10 protein-coding genes and 2 pseudogenes are annotated in these 14,586 nt (G+C 57.2%); 9 read left to right on the top strand and 3 right to left on the bottom strand.

Translation table 11 applies throughout. The features are described from left to right. Positions 1 to 23: 23 nt before the first annotated feature. Both MOP44_RS28095 and MOP44_RS14770 read right to left on the bottom strand, forming a co-directional pair. Positions 24 to 821, bottom strand: a pseudogene (locus MOP44_RS28095) (carboxylesterase family protein); the annotation flags it as partial. 232 nt (positions 822 to 1,053) lie between these two features. Then, a complete protein-coding gene (locus MOP44_RS14770; protein ID WP_260790768.1) occupies positions 1,054 to 4,641 on the bottom strand; it encodes a TonB-dependent receptor in 3,588 nt (1,195 codons plus the stop codon). A gap of 316 nt (positions 4,642 to 4,957) precedes the next feature. On the opposite strand from MOP44_RS14770, the gene MOP44_RS14765 reads away from it, so the two are divergent. From MOP44_RS14765 to MOP44_RS14730, 9 genes and pseudogenes are all read left to right on the top strand, one after another. After that, positions 4,958 to 6,289 carry a hypothetical protein gene (locus MOP44_RS14765; RefSeq protein ID WP_260790767.1) on the top strand — a complete coding sequence of 444 codons (1,332 nt, stop codon included), beginning with the start codon at positions 4,958 to 4,960 and terminating at the stop codon, positions 6,287 to 6,289. A gap of 610 nt (positions 6,290 to 6,899) precedes the next feature. Then, entirely contained in the window at positions 6,900 to 8,096 is a 1,197-nt protein-coding gene (locus MOP44_RS14760) for a tyrosine-type recombinase/integrase (protein ID WP_260790766.1), read from the top strand. Positions 8,097 to 8,323: 227 nt separating this feature from the next. Further along, entirely contained in the window at positions 8,324 to 8,782 is a 459-nt protein-coding gene (locus tag MOP44_RS14755; RefSeq protein WP_260790765.1) for a sigma-70 family RNA polymerase sigma factor, read from the top strand. Positions 8,783 to 9,019: 237 nt separating this feature from the next. Then, positions 9,020 to 9,244 carry a helix-turn-helix transcriptional regulator gene (locus tag MOP44_RS28090; protein WP_390905437.1) on the top strand — a complete coding sequence of 75 codons (225 nt, stop codon included), beginning with the start codon at positions 9,020 to 9,022 and terminating at the stop codon, positions 9,242 to 9,244. A 575-nt stretch (positions 9,245 to 9,819) separates the two neighbouring features. Then, the gene (locus MOP44_RS14750; protein WP_260790764.1) at positions 9,820 to 11,232 is read left to right on the top strand and encodes a DUF3631 domain-containing protein; all 1,413 of its coding nucleotides are present in this window, start codon (positions 9,820 to 9,822) and stop codon (positions 11,230 to 11,232) included. Between the two features lie 116 nt (positions 11,233 to 11,348). After that, entirely contained in the window at positions 11,349 to 11,804 is a 456-nt protein-coding gene (locus tag MOP44_RS14745; protein ID WP_260790763.1) for a hypothetical protein, read from the top strand. A gap of 33 nt (positions 11,805 to 11,837) precedes the next feature. Next, the gene (locus tag MOP44_RS14740; RefSeq protein ID WP_260790762.1) at positions 11,838 to 12,302 is read left to right on the top strand and encodes a hypothetical protein; all 465 of its coding nucleotides are present in this window, start codon (positions 11,838 to 11,840) and stop codon (positions 12,300 to 12,302) included. 60 nt (positions 12,303 to 12,362) lie between these two features. Continuing rightward, a pseudogene (locus MOP44_RS14735) lies at positions 12,363 to 12,797 on the top strand (HK97 family phage prohead protease); the annotation flags it as partial. Positions 12,798 to 12,841: 44 nt separating this feature from the next. Beyond that, on the top strand, positions 12,842 to 13,162 hold the full coding sequence (locus MOP44_RS14730; protein ID WP_260790758.1) for a hypothetical protein: 321 nt from the start codon (positions 12,842 to 12,844) through the stop codon (positions 13,160 to 13,162). Positions 13,163 to 13,311: 149 nt separating this feature from the next. Here MOP44_RS14730 and MOP44_RS14725 read toward each other — a convergent pair whose 3' ends face one another. Further along, entirely contained in the window at positions 13,312 to 14,193 is an 882-nt protein-coding gene (locus MOP44_RS14725; RefSeq protein WP_260790756.1) for an Ntn hydrolase family protein, read from the bottom strand. Between the last annotated feature and the right edge of the window lie 393 nt (positions 14,194 to 14,586).

Here is a 14,586-nt window from a genome sequence, read left to right as displayed (position 1 = left end):
GGTATCTCCAGCAGCTTGCGCCATTCGCTCTTCTGTAGTCCTAGCTGTTTGAGAACCATCATCGCGGTTTCCGCGGCCATGTCGCGAGGAAACATGCGGATGCCGGGGCCGCTTTCAATCGAGGCTTTGTGGAAGTACGGCGCGGCTGCCGGCATGGCATAGAGACAAGATGTCTTCGCGCCACCTCCGCTCTCCCCGAAGATCATTACGTTGTCGGGATCGCCGCCAAATGCTGCGATGTTCTCGCGTGTCCATTTGAGGCCCTCACAGATGTCCAGCAGACCTTGATTGCCTGAGGTGGCATATTCCTCACCGCCAAGTTCGCCGAGATAGAGAAAGCCCATCAAGCCAAGACGGTGATTCGTTGCCACAACCACCACGTCCCAGGCGCGAGCCAGGTTGCCGCCATCCTGATACGGAGCTCCGCCCGAACCTACGGTGAAGCCGCCGCCATGGCTGTAGAACATAACGGGCCGTTTGCGGCCATCCGCGGCGGGCGTCCATACGTTCGGGTAGAGGCAATCTTCCGCGGGCATGCCTTCGCTGGTCCCGAACGAGGGACGCTTGGGTGACTGCAGAGATGGTGGCCCGGACCTGAAAGCATCGCGGACTCCTGTCCATGGCTGCAACGGCGGAGCTGCCTTAAATCGATCCGCGCCGGAAACCGATCCGCCATAAGGGATTCCCTTAAATGTCGAAAGCCCCTTCACCTTTTGGCCGCGCATCCGACCATAGGTGGTTTGCACCTCGACGGTCTGGGTCTCTTGCACATCTCCCAACGCAACTTGCGGTGAGGCTGTCAAACCACAAGCCAACGCCATTGAGCCCTGCTCCAGAAAACTGCGGCGAGTCACAACACCTTGCATTCGTCCAAACGAGTTCACAAGTTCTCTTTCTCCCGTTTTCCGGGAAGCAGTTCTTTCGCTCAATGGAGATCTTCGGGCAGCAGATCGCACTCTGTGCGAGCGAGCACAGGTATCGGCAATCACATGTGAAGGAAACCGCCGCCACAGGAAGGGTCGAAGTGGCGGCGGCGTGGATTATGGTTACGAACTAGAAGGTCAGCTTCCCACTGATTTGGATAATTCGGGGAGCCGACGCGGCCGTGATCTGACCGGCGTTAGTTGAAGTAATGGAGTTGCTGATTGACGAGCCTCCACCCGATCCACTGCCGATTAGGGCGCCGGTTCCAATGTTGTATTGGTGGTGGTTCCAGGCATTGAAGAAGTCGCCCGTGAGTTTGAATCCGACTGTCTCGGCAATGTGGAAAGTCTTGCCTATCCCCATGTCCCAGTTGTTGATGCCAGGCTGACGCAGCCAGTTACGGGGCGTATTGCCATAGACACCCAGGGCGGGCTGTGTGAAGCAGTCGAAGTTGATGCGCTGATACGGCTTCGAGAGGTTGCTCTTAATGTCGCAGCCCTTCGTCCTGTTGGCGCGCTGGAAGAAGGTTCCCAGCACTCCACCAAGGTCGTTCGCTGTGACGCTGTAGGGGAAGCCGGCCTGGAAGGTGGCAATGCCGGTAGTCTCCCAACCGCCAATGGCAAGATCCACAGCGCGATTTACACCCGACGCGAACTTCTTTCCGCGCCCGAACGGAAGCTGATACACGTAGCTGGTCACGAACCTCTGGTCGACGTCGAAGTCTGACAGTCCGTAATCAAGCTCCGGATGGTGATTGTCCATGAAGCCCTGAAAGCCCGCACCCGTTGCGCCAACGCCAGCAGCAGCCGACTTATCGTCCTTGCTCTGCGCCCACGTGTAAACGGCTGTCGCAGCCAGGTCATTAGCGCGGTGCTCGAACTTCACGTTCATGCCGTTGTAATGCGAGTAGCCGTGCCAGTCGCTGTTGATGTAGATGCTGACGAAGTTGGGATACGGGAGCCGACTGGAGTTGCTGCAGGGAGCCGTCTTGAGGTTTACGAAGACACCGTCGACCTCTTGCTGGCAGAAAGCGAGGCTCTCGGAGGGAATTGCGTTTGGCTGCGCAATCTGTCGACGGTCGAGCAGGTGAATCGCGTGGGTGCCGATGTAGTTCACCTCGAGCGTGGTGTTCTTCGCCACTTCACGCTGCACGCCCGCCGTCCACGACTGAACGTATGGGTTCAGTGGATTGTCCGATTCGATCACAGCGAGGAACGTAAGCGTCGATACCGGGAAAGGACCCAGCGTGGAGTAAACCGGGAACATGTTGTTGGTCAACTTTGCCACACTGGGATTCGTGCTGGGTGTCAGGCTGTTGCGGATGCTGTAAGGGTAGATGTCGGCCGAGTTGTCGATCTCGCGGCCTTCGGCGGAGTCAAAGAAGATTCCATAACCGCCGCGAAACACTGTCTTCGGCGTGATGCGATAATTCACGCCGAACCGCGGCGCAAAGGGCGTCTTCGGCCCATCATGCGGAACGGAACCGCAATAGCGCAGAATCGGACCCCCGTCGTAACCTGCCCCCGGTGCAACTCCGTTCTTGCTGAGAACCGGGTCCGCATAGCAAAGGCCGCCCTGAGGGTTCTTGGTGTCGAGCCAGAAGAAGTGATTCGATGCCTCATACGCCGCGGCACGGTAATCCCAGCGAAGCCCCATGCTCAAAGTGAGCTTCGGCGTCACCTTCCAGTCATCCATAACATAGGGAGCGAAGTAGTTGAAGACGTGGTCCTGAGGATTGCCCGCGGTGTCTTTGGGGCTCAATGGACCGGGAACGTAACCGGCAACGCCACTGAAGTAGCCCAGCAGCATGTCGGCAACTGCGTTGCCGGTTCCGCACAGGCCCGTTTTGTTCGGGCAGTTCGTGCCGTTCTGCTGGACGTTTGCCCCGTTAAAGGTCCAATCCCCATAGAAGTCATCATCCAGGTTGCGGATCAGCCGCCAGCGCCTGTAATCGGCACCGAAACCGAGGGTGTGCTTGCCCTTCACCCAGCTGAAAGAGTCGGCGTATTCCCAAGTCGGCCCCTCGGATCCGGTATAGGAATTGACCGATCCGCCGCCACTGCCGAACCCGCCGCTATTCAAAGCCACATTGGGCCAGGTCTGCTGGAGCGCCGTGAACGTCGTGAAGGTTCCGGATAGTCCCAGTTCCGAAACAGCATCGGATGTGATCTGCGGGCCCCCTTGCGGCGCGTTCGCCGAAAGATGCCCGAACCGGAAGTTATTCACCATCGTCGATCCGAGATTGACCGTGTGCGATACAGTCCAGCTCGTCTGGCTCTGAAGGTAGATCTCGTAGCCGTTGACCAGGTCCTGCGAGTTGTAGAAGGCCTTGTTGTTGTAGTTGGCATCGGTATAGCGGAAAAATACCGATCCAAATTTGCCGAGGTTCTGATCGCCGCGATAGGACTGCTGATTCTGGTGCAGCGGGAATCCAACCCCCTTGACGTAATTCACCACGCCCGCACCTTCAGGTAGATTGTCGATGGTCGGCGTCTGCCAGAATCCGTGCTTCACGGCAACAGTGCCAACGTTGCCGGTCAGCAGGGCCGAGGGGATCGTATTGTTCGGGAATGGCTGCCCCGTTGCTGGATTGACCGGCATGCAATTCCCGCCCAACGACAATAGCTTGCTGCAATCCGCTGTTCCATAGGCCGGCAACGGTCCGCCAGTAAGGCCCGAACCCGCCGGCGCTACATATTGCTCGGCCGAGAAGTTGCCCTGCAGTATGTCGGGATTCGGCATTTCGGTAGCTTGCACAATGCCATTGGTGATGCGCCAACCCTCGTAGTTGGCCATAAAGAAGCTCTTGTTACGTCCGTCATACAGCTTGGGGATGAAAATCGGGCCGCCGGCGACAAATCCGAATTGATTCTGGCGTAGCACCGGATTGTCCACGCCCTGCACTGAAGCGGTGGGAAACGGCTTGGCATCGAATGCGTCGTTGCGAACGAAATAGAATGCCGCCCCGTGCAGGTTGTTGGTGCCGCTCTTGCTCACGATGTTGATCTGCGTCGCGCTGAATCCCTGGTCCGCGGAGTATGTTCCGCTCGAAACCTTGAATTCCTGAATGGCGTCCTGCGAAAGAACTACGGCAGGAGTCACCAGGGCTGCGTCTGTGTTCACCAGTCCGTCGAGCGTGTAGTTGTTGCCCTCGGGACGGCCGCCGTTCACGCTGATCGCGTTGCCCTGCCCCTGGCGCATCGTTCCCTGCTCGCCGCCCACTGTGACGGCTCCCGCTCCCACCAGCAGAAGCTGCATGAAGTTGCGACCGTTCAACGGCAGGTTCTCAACTTGCGTTTGGCTGACGAGGCTGGAAAGTTCCGCGGTGTCGGTATCTAGCGCGACTGCCTGTGCCGTAGTGGTAATCGTCTCGCTTACCGCCCCGGGCTTAAGAGAAAGGTCCACTCGAGCGTGCTGGTTCACCGTAAGCACAAAGGACGAAATAACAGCTTTTTGGAAGCCGGCGGCTTCGGCACTGACGGTGTAAGTGCCGGGATTTAATGCAGGTGCGTTGTAGTCACCCGCACTGTTCGTGAGGGTCTGGAAGGAAACCTTGGTTGCGGTGTTCGTTACCGTGATCTTGACGTTCGGCACAACTGCGCCGCCGCTGTCAGTCACAGTTCCCAGGATTGTTCCGGTTGCGCCTGCCTGCCCGAAGAGCATGCATGGCATGGCAAGCAGGACGGCAAGTCCCAGAACAAGGCGGATACTTCTCATGTGAGCCTCCTGAAATTCCTTTCATTGGTTCGCGCTTGATTTCCTGGGGTGTAAGGACGGAAACTAGTTGTCATTGATCAAGCGGATTCCGATTGAGAAATCTATTCTCATTGAAAACGGAGACGACCCTATCCGCTTCATACGACACTGAGCAAGGTTCTGAACGGTTTCGGCGGCACGTTAAGACGTTATCGACAGCTAAGTGCTTGTTTTCTTTACCAGATCACCCGGAGGGGTTAAGAGCTGAATGGGACTGATCCAGTCCGAATCTGCTAACATCCGCGGGCTGGCCCGCTCAGGGAACATCGGAGGGAATATGCCAAATACCGGCTTATTGATCGAAGACGGAGGAGTCGAGCGCGCCCCGTTCAGCGCGGAATTCCAGGCCGCTGTCAGGTCGGAACTGGACACCCTGCTGAAGGCTCCAATCTTTGCCCAGAGCGGCCGATGCAAGCGATTTCTGCATTATGTTGTGATCCAGACTCTGAGCGGGAACGCCGGTGAACTGAAAGAGCGGACCATTGGCATCACCGTATTCGAGCGAACCAGCGACTACGACACCGGCGACGATTCGATCGTCCGAGTCACGGCGAACGAGGTTCGCAAACGCCTCGGGCAATACTACGGCGAAACTGCTGGCCCCCACCCAGTTCAGATCGAACTGCCCCGCGGCTCCTACGTACCTGAATTCAAATTCCAAGCGCCTCGGAAAGCCAGAAAAGCGGAGAATGCCTCCGTTGTCGAGTTGTCCAGCGGAAGGTCCAGCACTGCGGAAGCATCGCCTGAGGTGAGGCTGGAGACTCCTGCAACTGTTCCGCCGACGGACACGGCGCCCGAATCCTCTCCAAAAACCACGATCTCTCGCACGCGGCTCATCTATCTGGCTGCTGCGGCGACTCTGATCATCGGCGCTGCCTTGGCTGTCCTGATGATCAGAGACCATTCGCAGAATAGCGGGCCCGATTTATGGAACTCATTCCTTCACCCGGGAAGCCCCGTCCTGGTGTGTATCGATACCCACCAGCTCCCGGCCACGGGTGCCGTCTCAAAGGATGGGCAGGCATTCGTCGATATGGTTCTTCGAAAGCAGATTGTCGCTTTGGACGACGCCGCCGTCCTTTCCTCCATGGCCGCTCTGCTAGGCAAGAAGGAGATCCCATTCCGTGTCGTCGCCGCCGACCAGGTCTCACTCGCAGACCTTAGGCGCCAGCCGGTCATCCTCATCGGCGCTATCGATAACCCGTGGACCATTCGGCTGACAAAGGATCTGCCGTACAGGATCGAAGTGTCCAATCCGCCCGGCTCTGGTGCGGGGAAGGAACCCGTTGCCTCCATCGTTGATAATCAGCACTCCGGAACTCGATGGTCCGCCGATCTCGGTACCCCTTTCAAAGACTGGAAGAGCGATTATGCGGTGATCGCAAAAGTAGATGACGTGACAACTGGTGTCCCCGTCTTGATCGAAGCAGGACTCGGCAACGATGGCACCCTCGCCGCGAGCGAACTCATCGCAACAGACAGGCTGTCCGCCAGCTTGGCGAGCGTGCGCTCCTGCCGAAACAGAAGGAACTTTGAGGTCGTCATTGAAACGCAGATTATTGACACAAAGTCCGGGCCGCCGCACGTGCTGCGCCTGACTTGCTGGTGAAATCCGAGACGTGGAGCGGTCATCGAAAGACTCGCAAACGATCAACCATTTCAGTCTTAAGTCCAATACAGAAATGATTTACATTGACATCTTTGCGCCTTCATCCTTAAAGTGCGTTGCGATGATGGCAGCAGGAGGAGCGGAGTCCTTCCGTCCTCGTTCCCGCGTGAATCTCCGTGCGCTGCTCGCGGACTCGCGCCGATGCGACGACATGAATCGTCGAATCTTCCACCATCCGCCGGCCGGTTGTGCCGCCGAAAGACCGTGAAGGTCATGAGGCCTGTCCTCTCCCAGCCGGATGTTGGGCGCGTTAGAAGGCCTCGCAGCAGGTTTAGGACAATCGTAGGGATAGCTTCCAGAGGAAGTCAATAAAGTGCAGCATTTTATGCGGTAATAAATATGGCTCCTCAGGTATTAGTCAAACCTTCGTTTCAGCGCATTCCGAGCTGTCCCATAGGTTATATGTAAGATTCTATTTTGCTTGCGTTTACACGAAAACCCCATCCCAGAGCGCTCCATATAATCCTCTACAAGCGCGCCTGTTTTGTTGCTATTTTTGTTGTATTCTTGGTGTCGTTGTTGATGCCGAACAGCGGCGGGAGAGAACGAAATGAAGCTGACAGATACGGCACTGCGAAACGCCAAATCAGCGAAAATCGCATACACGGTAGCCGACGGGCACGGCCTGTTTCTTCTAATACAGCCCAATGGCGCGAAGCTGTGGAGATTCGCCTACCGCTTCGAGGGAAAGCAGAAGCGACTGGCGCTCGGAGCGTACCCGGTCGTAACGCTCGCAAAAGCCCGCGAGAAGCACATAGAAGCCCGGCGAGCACTGGATAACGGCATTGACCCAGCCGCTCAGCGGAAGGCAGAGAAGCAATCGGCAAAGGGTGACACATTCGGCGACATTGCCGGTTTGTGGTACGAGCATTGGAAGCCTCACAAGAGCGCCCGCTACGTCGTCACAATGGACAGCCGACTCAAAGCCGACATTCTGCCCGCAATTGGCTCCCGGCCCATCGCTAAGATCGAAGCACCCGAAGTGATCGAAATGGTGAAAGCGATTGAGGCAAGAGGGGCCTGTGAAATCGCGCGGCGAGCACTTGAGGTTACGAGTCAGGTATTTCGATATGCAATCGCCAATGGGCTGGCACAGCGCAACCCGGCGGCCGATGTGAGAGCGTCAGACGTACTCAAGCCTGTGAAGAAGACCAATCACGCTCGCGTAAACGCGAAGGAGCTACCTGCGCTTTTGGCCGCAATCAACAGCTATGGCGGCTATCGGGGCGGACAAACGAGCATGGCGATGCGGTTGATGTCTTACACGTTTCTTAGAACCAGCGAGTTGAACGGGGCGCGCTGGGACGAGGTCAACTTCGCCGACGCGCGGTGGGACATTCCCGCACAGCGCATGAAAAAAGACAGGCCCCACATCGTCCCGCTCTCGCGTCAGGTTGTCGACCTGCTCAAACGGTTGCGGCGAGAGAACGAGAACAGCGAGTACCTATTTCCCGGCGTCAGAGGACACATGAGCGGGGGAACAATCTCGAACGCGCTAAAGCGCATGGGGTACAGGGGCAAGATGACAGGACACGGATTTCGGGGTGTTGCATCGACGCTGCTGCATGAGCAGGGGTGGCCCCATGAGCATATAGAGTTGCAGCTGGCTCATGCAGCCGTTAATGCCGTGAGCGCCGCCTACAATCACGCCCTCTACATTCCCCAGCGCCGCGAAATGATGCAAGCATGGGCAGACTACCTAGATAATGAGTTGGCTAAAGCTCTCCAGATCGCAGGAGCTAACTGATCACCCACATTCATACAGCAGCAAACCGAGCCGCCCTTCGGGGCGGCTTTTTCACCCACACAGGACGGTTTCTCTGTACCACTGCGCCGGACTCACCCTTGCTGGTTCGTGATCTCCATCACATAGGCACACTCCCAGCGCGTCGCAGACTGTAGTCATTCCTAATTCCGTTGGGGAACGCGACCGAGACACCCACGGCACGGGAGATTCTGCCGGGAGGTGGATCGGTGCAGTACACAGCACTTTGCCAGAAAATAGATGAGTTGCAGGCAAGCGGTGACACCGAGGATCTCTTGCGATATGTACGGATGCTCGCGTACCGGCGGCTCTACGATGAGGATGCAGCCCAGACGGTAACGATCAGAGTGTTTCAGCGTATATCTCACTATGAGCCGATTGCTCCCTTTCACGCATGGGTTAACCACATCATCCGAGGGGTTCGTGCGGATATGTTCAAAGCGATGGAGGAAGCGAATCGCAGCATCCCCTTACCTGACGAGCTTTACGCTGGCAACGACCGGCACCCTGAGATTCAGTTCCCGAGCGAGCAGGCGAGGCAGGTCTTTGAACTCAAGGCCGAGGGTTTCAGTCCATCGGAGATCGCCACAGCTCTGGGTGTCAGTCGCAATACGCTCGATCAGAGATGCCACCGCTGGAAGAAGCAAATAAAGTTGAAAGCGACGTAAGAAATAGCCCTGTCATACGGGTTAACAGTATGAGAGGGGAAAGGGACACCACGAGATCCCGCGCACTCGGCTGGGTCGCCACGGTGCCGCGCAGCAGGCTGCTGGTTCGCAGCACGTAACTCAATAGCACCCACAACCCGCGCACATAAGACCGCCTTCGAGGGCGGTTTTTTGTTGCCCGGAATCTATCAACGCGCCCGCGACGCTGGCGCATCGCATCCGTGTGCATTCACGGCAATGAGGATCACTATGACGAGTACCGAGGAACGCTTCTTGAGGCTACCCGAGGTTATCACCCGCGTCGGCCTGAGTCGGTCGCAAATCTACCGTCTGATGGCACGGGGAGAGTTTCCGATGGGGGTGCGATTGGGGATGAACAGCACCCGGTGGACGGCATCGAGTATCAACAGCTGGATTGCCGAGCGAATCAACAGCCACCAATCATTCGCACAAGCTGCGTAGGTCTTGGCCTCGCCTCACTTTTGCTGGGCTGTGTCCGTGCACTCCGCGGCCCAGCAAACCACTCGTCATTTAGCGCAGAAAGGGAAGACATGACCGCTCGCGACTTCGGAGCACTCGTCAACGCGCAACCGCTCGGCCCCGGGAGGTGGAAGGCTCAATGCGCCGCGCACGACGACAGATCACCTTCACTCTACATTCGAGAGGGCAAAGATGGCCGCGTGCTCTTGCACTGTTTTGGCGGATGTACAACAGACGGCATCTTGTCGGCACTCGGGTTATCACGACGCGATCTGTTCACCGGCCCGCCGCCATCGCCCAAACAGATAGCTGAAATGCGAGCGGAGCACGAGTGTAGAGAATCCGAGCGCGAGCGCAGAGCAGCGGAAAAGCGCGAGGCAATGCGGTGTATGCAGCGCGCGCAGATAGTGGCCAACTCTTTAGGCAAGGCGCTAGCCCAAGACCCCGAAGACGACGCTACGGCAGAAGCGTTTGCCCATGCTTGCGAAGCCCTTCACAGGGCCGAACTGAGGGTGGAAAGCACCCGGTGAAGCGCGAAGGCGCAGAAGGGAAATGCGATGGATGTCGATGTACGGCAATTGGGACAGGATGTCTTCGGGGAAGATAAGGCCGAACGAGAGATAGAGCACTTGCAAACTGCTTTGAATGAAGCCCTCATGCGTGGGGATCAGATAACGGCAGGCGCAGTGTCGGACTCATTGGCAGACAGGTTGCCGGTCTGGAACGGCTGGCCCGCAGAATTATTCGACCTGCGCGAAGACTACACGGCTGGGCTTCTGGACGAGATCGCGGCATTCATTCGGCGCTATGTCGTCTTGCACGATAATCAAGAGGCGATTCTTGCCGTCTGGGTTCTCCACACTTACGTCTTCCAGTTCTCGTTTTTCACACCATACATCTTCGTAACCGCAGCGGAGAAGGCGTGTGGAAAGTCCTTGTTGATGGACGTGCTGCGCGTGCTTGCGCACAACCCTCGCAGGGCAGGAGGAATCACAGCCGCCGCATTGGTGCGTGTCATTGACCGGGAAAGAGCTGCCGATGCGAAGGATAGACCAACCCTTTTCCTCGATGAGATGGATGCGCAGTTGGCGAGCAACCCCGAGTTTGCCGCTACCCTGCAAGGCATCCTCAACGAAGGCTTCGTGCGTTACGGAGTCGTAACGAAGTGCGACGGGAAGAATAACGAGTTGCGCGACTTCGCGGTGTACTGCCCCAAAGTGTTTGCAGGTATAGGCAACCACCTGCACGACACCACAGCCTCCCGCTCGATCCGTATCGAAATGAGACGCAGGACCGCCGGAGAGCGTGTGCGGTCATTTGACACCGAACAAGCAGAGGCAGAAGCATTGCCACTCCGCGAGATGATCGAGCGCTGGTCGAAAACCGTTACGCCAGTGCTTCGTGCCGCCTTCCGCTACGGACAAGTCTCTGGTTTTGACGGGCGACAGAATGATACAGCGCGGCCGTTGCTGACAATTGCGTCACTAGCGGGTGAAGCGTGGCATAACCGAGTCTTGCGAGCCATACGGCTAGCGTTTGCAAGTAACGCGGAAGCTACCGAGTCCTTCGGGGCGATGCTACTGTCTGACATTCGGGCGCACTTCGATGAGAGACGCACCGACAGGCTGACCACCGCTGACGTGCTGGAGTACCTGCACCAGCTAGACGAGCGGCCATGGATCGCGTGGGGATTCCGACACGAGCCGATGAGGTCGCACCAACTCGCCAAGGAACTTCGTAAGTATCGCATCGCTCCGCGCACCCTTCGGATCGGGAGCGGTACAGCGAAAGGTTATCTACGGACCGACTTCGAGGATGCGTGGGCCAGGTTCTGCGCTTCGGTGGTTGCAGACCCCGTAACGGCCGTCACATCGTCACACACCGCCTCAGTGCTGGCTGAAACCCTGTTACTGCCTGATCCGGAGCACGGCACGCCCGTCACGAGCGAAGAGGAGTGGCTGCGACTATAGGCTGCCGTCGCAACTCTGTGCCGTAACACGCCAAACACACGAAACACGGAATCACCACAACTGGTGCGGCTCGTGACGCCGTTACGCATTGTTACGCCTTTTGGAAAGGCAGAAGCATGGTTGCCGAACTGATCAAACGAGTCGCCGAATCAGGCGCAGTGCTCATTATCGAAGGCGGGAAGCTGCTAGGCAGACCAGCAGAGCGGCTGGCACCCTTCGTAGCGGAGTTGAAGCTGCACAGGGCCGAAGTAATCGCGTACCTGAGCCGCCCGAAAACTGCCGCCGATGAATGGGCCGAGGACTTCACCCAATGGCTCACTGAGCGGTGCCAAGTGAGCGACCGATTTAGCACGAACCTCGCGTCGCTCTATCGGGACTTCAACAGATGGTGCCGGGACGCGAACGACTGGCCCTGCGATGCTCCTGCGTTCGCGAAGCTGCTGGCGGAGACGGGCTTCACTATCGCCTGTATCTACGGCGAAACCCTTGTGCATCGGCTTGGACTCGCGGAAGACGTTGAGTTCGTGCGGCATGTATATGGCCGAGGCTCTGCGGGCCGTTCCGCAGAATGACAACAACCAACCAACATGAACATGAGGATCGCTATGAGCGCTTTCATCGAATTGGAGAAAAGGAAAACGAGCAATGCGCACGAACTCGCATCACTCGCAGAACTCAAAACCCACATGCAGCGCAGAATTGACACGCACAAGCGACTACTCCGGCTGTGGTCTGAGTACCCAGATAAGGCAAAGCGAGTCCGGGCAGCGCTAACAAAAGCGGAAGCCGTGATTGCCTACGTTGACGGTGAAGTTGAGCTCATCAAAGAGTTCGCGCCGACGCAGGACCAAATCCATAGCATCGACAAGCTACTCTGCGAGAACCTTCAACTCTCGATCCAACTCAATGGAGCGCAAAACGAGTTGAATTGGGCGGAACGTGAGGAACGTCCCAAGTCCGCCGCTGCCGCACGGATTCGTGTGGAACAAGCTAACGCAGCATGGGAAAAGAACCGCAAGGATCTCTGTGCGGCTTATGTAGCAGCTGGGTTTGCACCTAACGGGAACTGACCTGAATGCGGGCCGGGGCCGTGAGCTTGCGGGCCCGCTCCAACCAGAAAGGAGTTACAGGCAATGGCGAAGAAGATTGCGGGCTATGCTGCTCGCTTCGACAGCCCGAGCGACGACATTGGGTTCATCGAGACTATCGACCATCACGCCTTTGATGGAGTACTGAGAACAAAGCCGGACGTGTTGGTTCTGTTCAACCACGATGCCCACAAGCTGCTCGGGCGCACGGCAAGCGGCACGGCACGGGTGAGCGTTGATGCTCGTGGCCTGCTGTATAGCTGCGACCTGCCCGATACCACGGTGGGCCGCGACGTTTACGAACTTGTGAAGCGCGGAGATGTTGTAGGCAGCAGCTTCGGATTCGTTGTGGCTGAGGACGTGTGGAACGTCGCTCCAAACGGCCAGGTCAAGCGTACGATTCTCAACCTGTCGCGCCTCATCGATTGTAGCCCGGTCGTCACACCGGCCTATCCATCAACCTCCGTCACTATCTGACGGGCAACGCTCCAAGGAGGAACTGTTTCATGGCAAGAGAGCATGTGGACATCGTCGAGGACATGATGAGAAGCGTCGAACTCACCCGCCTCGGCGGCGCAGATTGCGAGGAACTTCATCAGTTGGAATTGGCCTTGATTGACGCGCTCCCGAGAGCGGCAATGCAACCACCCGAAACGCGGGTGCTCAAACGGAACGGGCGTGAGACGCGATTCATGATCGACGGAAACCCCTGTACGCTTGAGCAGTTCAAAGCCTACGCCAAGGGCAAAGGGATCGATGCGGCGAAGCTGGAGCAGCGTATCGGCAAAAGTGCAGGCGAGCGGGAGCAGATCACTACCCGCTCTGCGGTTCAGGCAGAGTAGCAACAGAGCGGGCTGGCGAACGCTGGCCCGCCTTACATTCCCCTTGCTCACGCTGTACGGGCCCGCCGTGCAGCCGGAGGCGATTTGGGCGTTCAAACCCGCGCCCGAGCCCAACAGCGCGCTGGCCGGATGCTGGCCCCAATGGTTTCCTATATGCCAAGATGATCTTCGCTTATGTTCAGCTCATCACGCTCTTTGGTTAGCCCTAACTGCTCGTCGTTAGCCCGTAGGAACTGGCGGTACTTCCCGAGTCGGTCGATGTGAAAAGCGCGCTTCGATGTGAGCGTTTTTGTAAGATCCTTGGTCAGCTTATTGAGACAAGTCTGTGACACATCAAGGTCAGCTACGGACAGCAGGAACTTGCCGATTTCAGGATCCGACTCGTAGAGAAAATCAGTTATCTCTTGGACGATGGAGGTCGCTACGTAACCACTTTTTCCGCTCTCTCTGAGAACCGCGATATGGCTTTCACCGCCGCAGCCCTCGACGTGTTCCTTGCACTGGAGGAGGATGTATGCAGCCAGAGTGACGCCCAGCTTTACGTTCATACTTGGCGAATACATTCTGCTGGCTATGAAATCGGATAGGTAGTAACCTGCGCCGCCTGAGATGTAGTCGGTCACGTCATTTACAACGGGACCGGTCGCCGAAAAAAGGCAGCTAAACTCGTCCATCGTGATCCCGTACAGCAAGTCGACTTGCGGGCAAAGGCCGTTCTGGAAGATTCTTCCGTACTCCTCATACGTGCTTTTGATCTTTGACTCGGCAATCACACATGCGTCGGAAAGCGATTCACACCACCTAATGGCCGCCCAAACTTCATTCAAGAGTTTGTCGATGAAAGGTCCGTCCCCGGCCCCACAAAACGCAGCGGCGAATCGCCGATCCTTTTCCCCCGACAACGGGTTAAAGAAACCGTGGTGGACTTGCAGTTTCGTGACGTTCTTCTTTGCAGCGCCTGCCGTTTCCTGAGTGTCAGCACAAAGAACGATGCCCCCATCGCACTTGAATCCGGCAACGATTGTCACCATTTACCTCCGAGTCGGATAAAGCATAGTCGCGTCGACACAAGACTCTTCGTTATTTATGTCCCATTGGTGCGGCCCTCCGCATCCCGAACTCTTCATGGCTTACACCGCGTTCATGCCGCACCGAAGGCGGTTGCTGGTGAGATAAGGACAGTTGCAACCAAGATCAGATATGGAAGTCTGCACATAATGTTTCCTGCTCGATAGGTCGGGTGGGGCGTCTGAAGATTGCCTCAATCGTATCGCACTCGGACCGCATGCAATGTAGGGGGACGTTAGCACATGAGAGTCACCCCATAGAGCCCGATGCACGAACGCCATTGCAGAGGCGTGCACACTGAGGTACAAAGGTTACATAAAATCTCACAGAGGACAGTCAACGTCGGATGGCGATCA

This window comes from Occallatibacter riparius (assembly GCF_025264625.1).
Classification (GTDB): domain Bacteria; phylum Acidobacteriota; class Terriglobia; order Terriglobales; family Acidobacteriaceae; genus Telmatobacter; species Telmatobacter riparius.
Note: the sequence above shows the minus strand (reverse complement) of the source record. Positions and strands in the feature narration are given on the sequence as shown.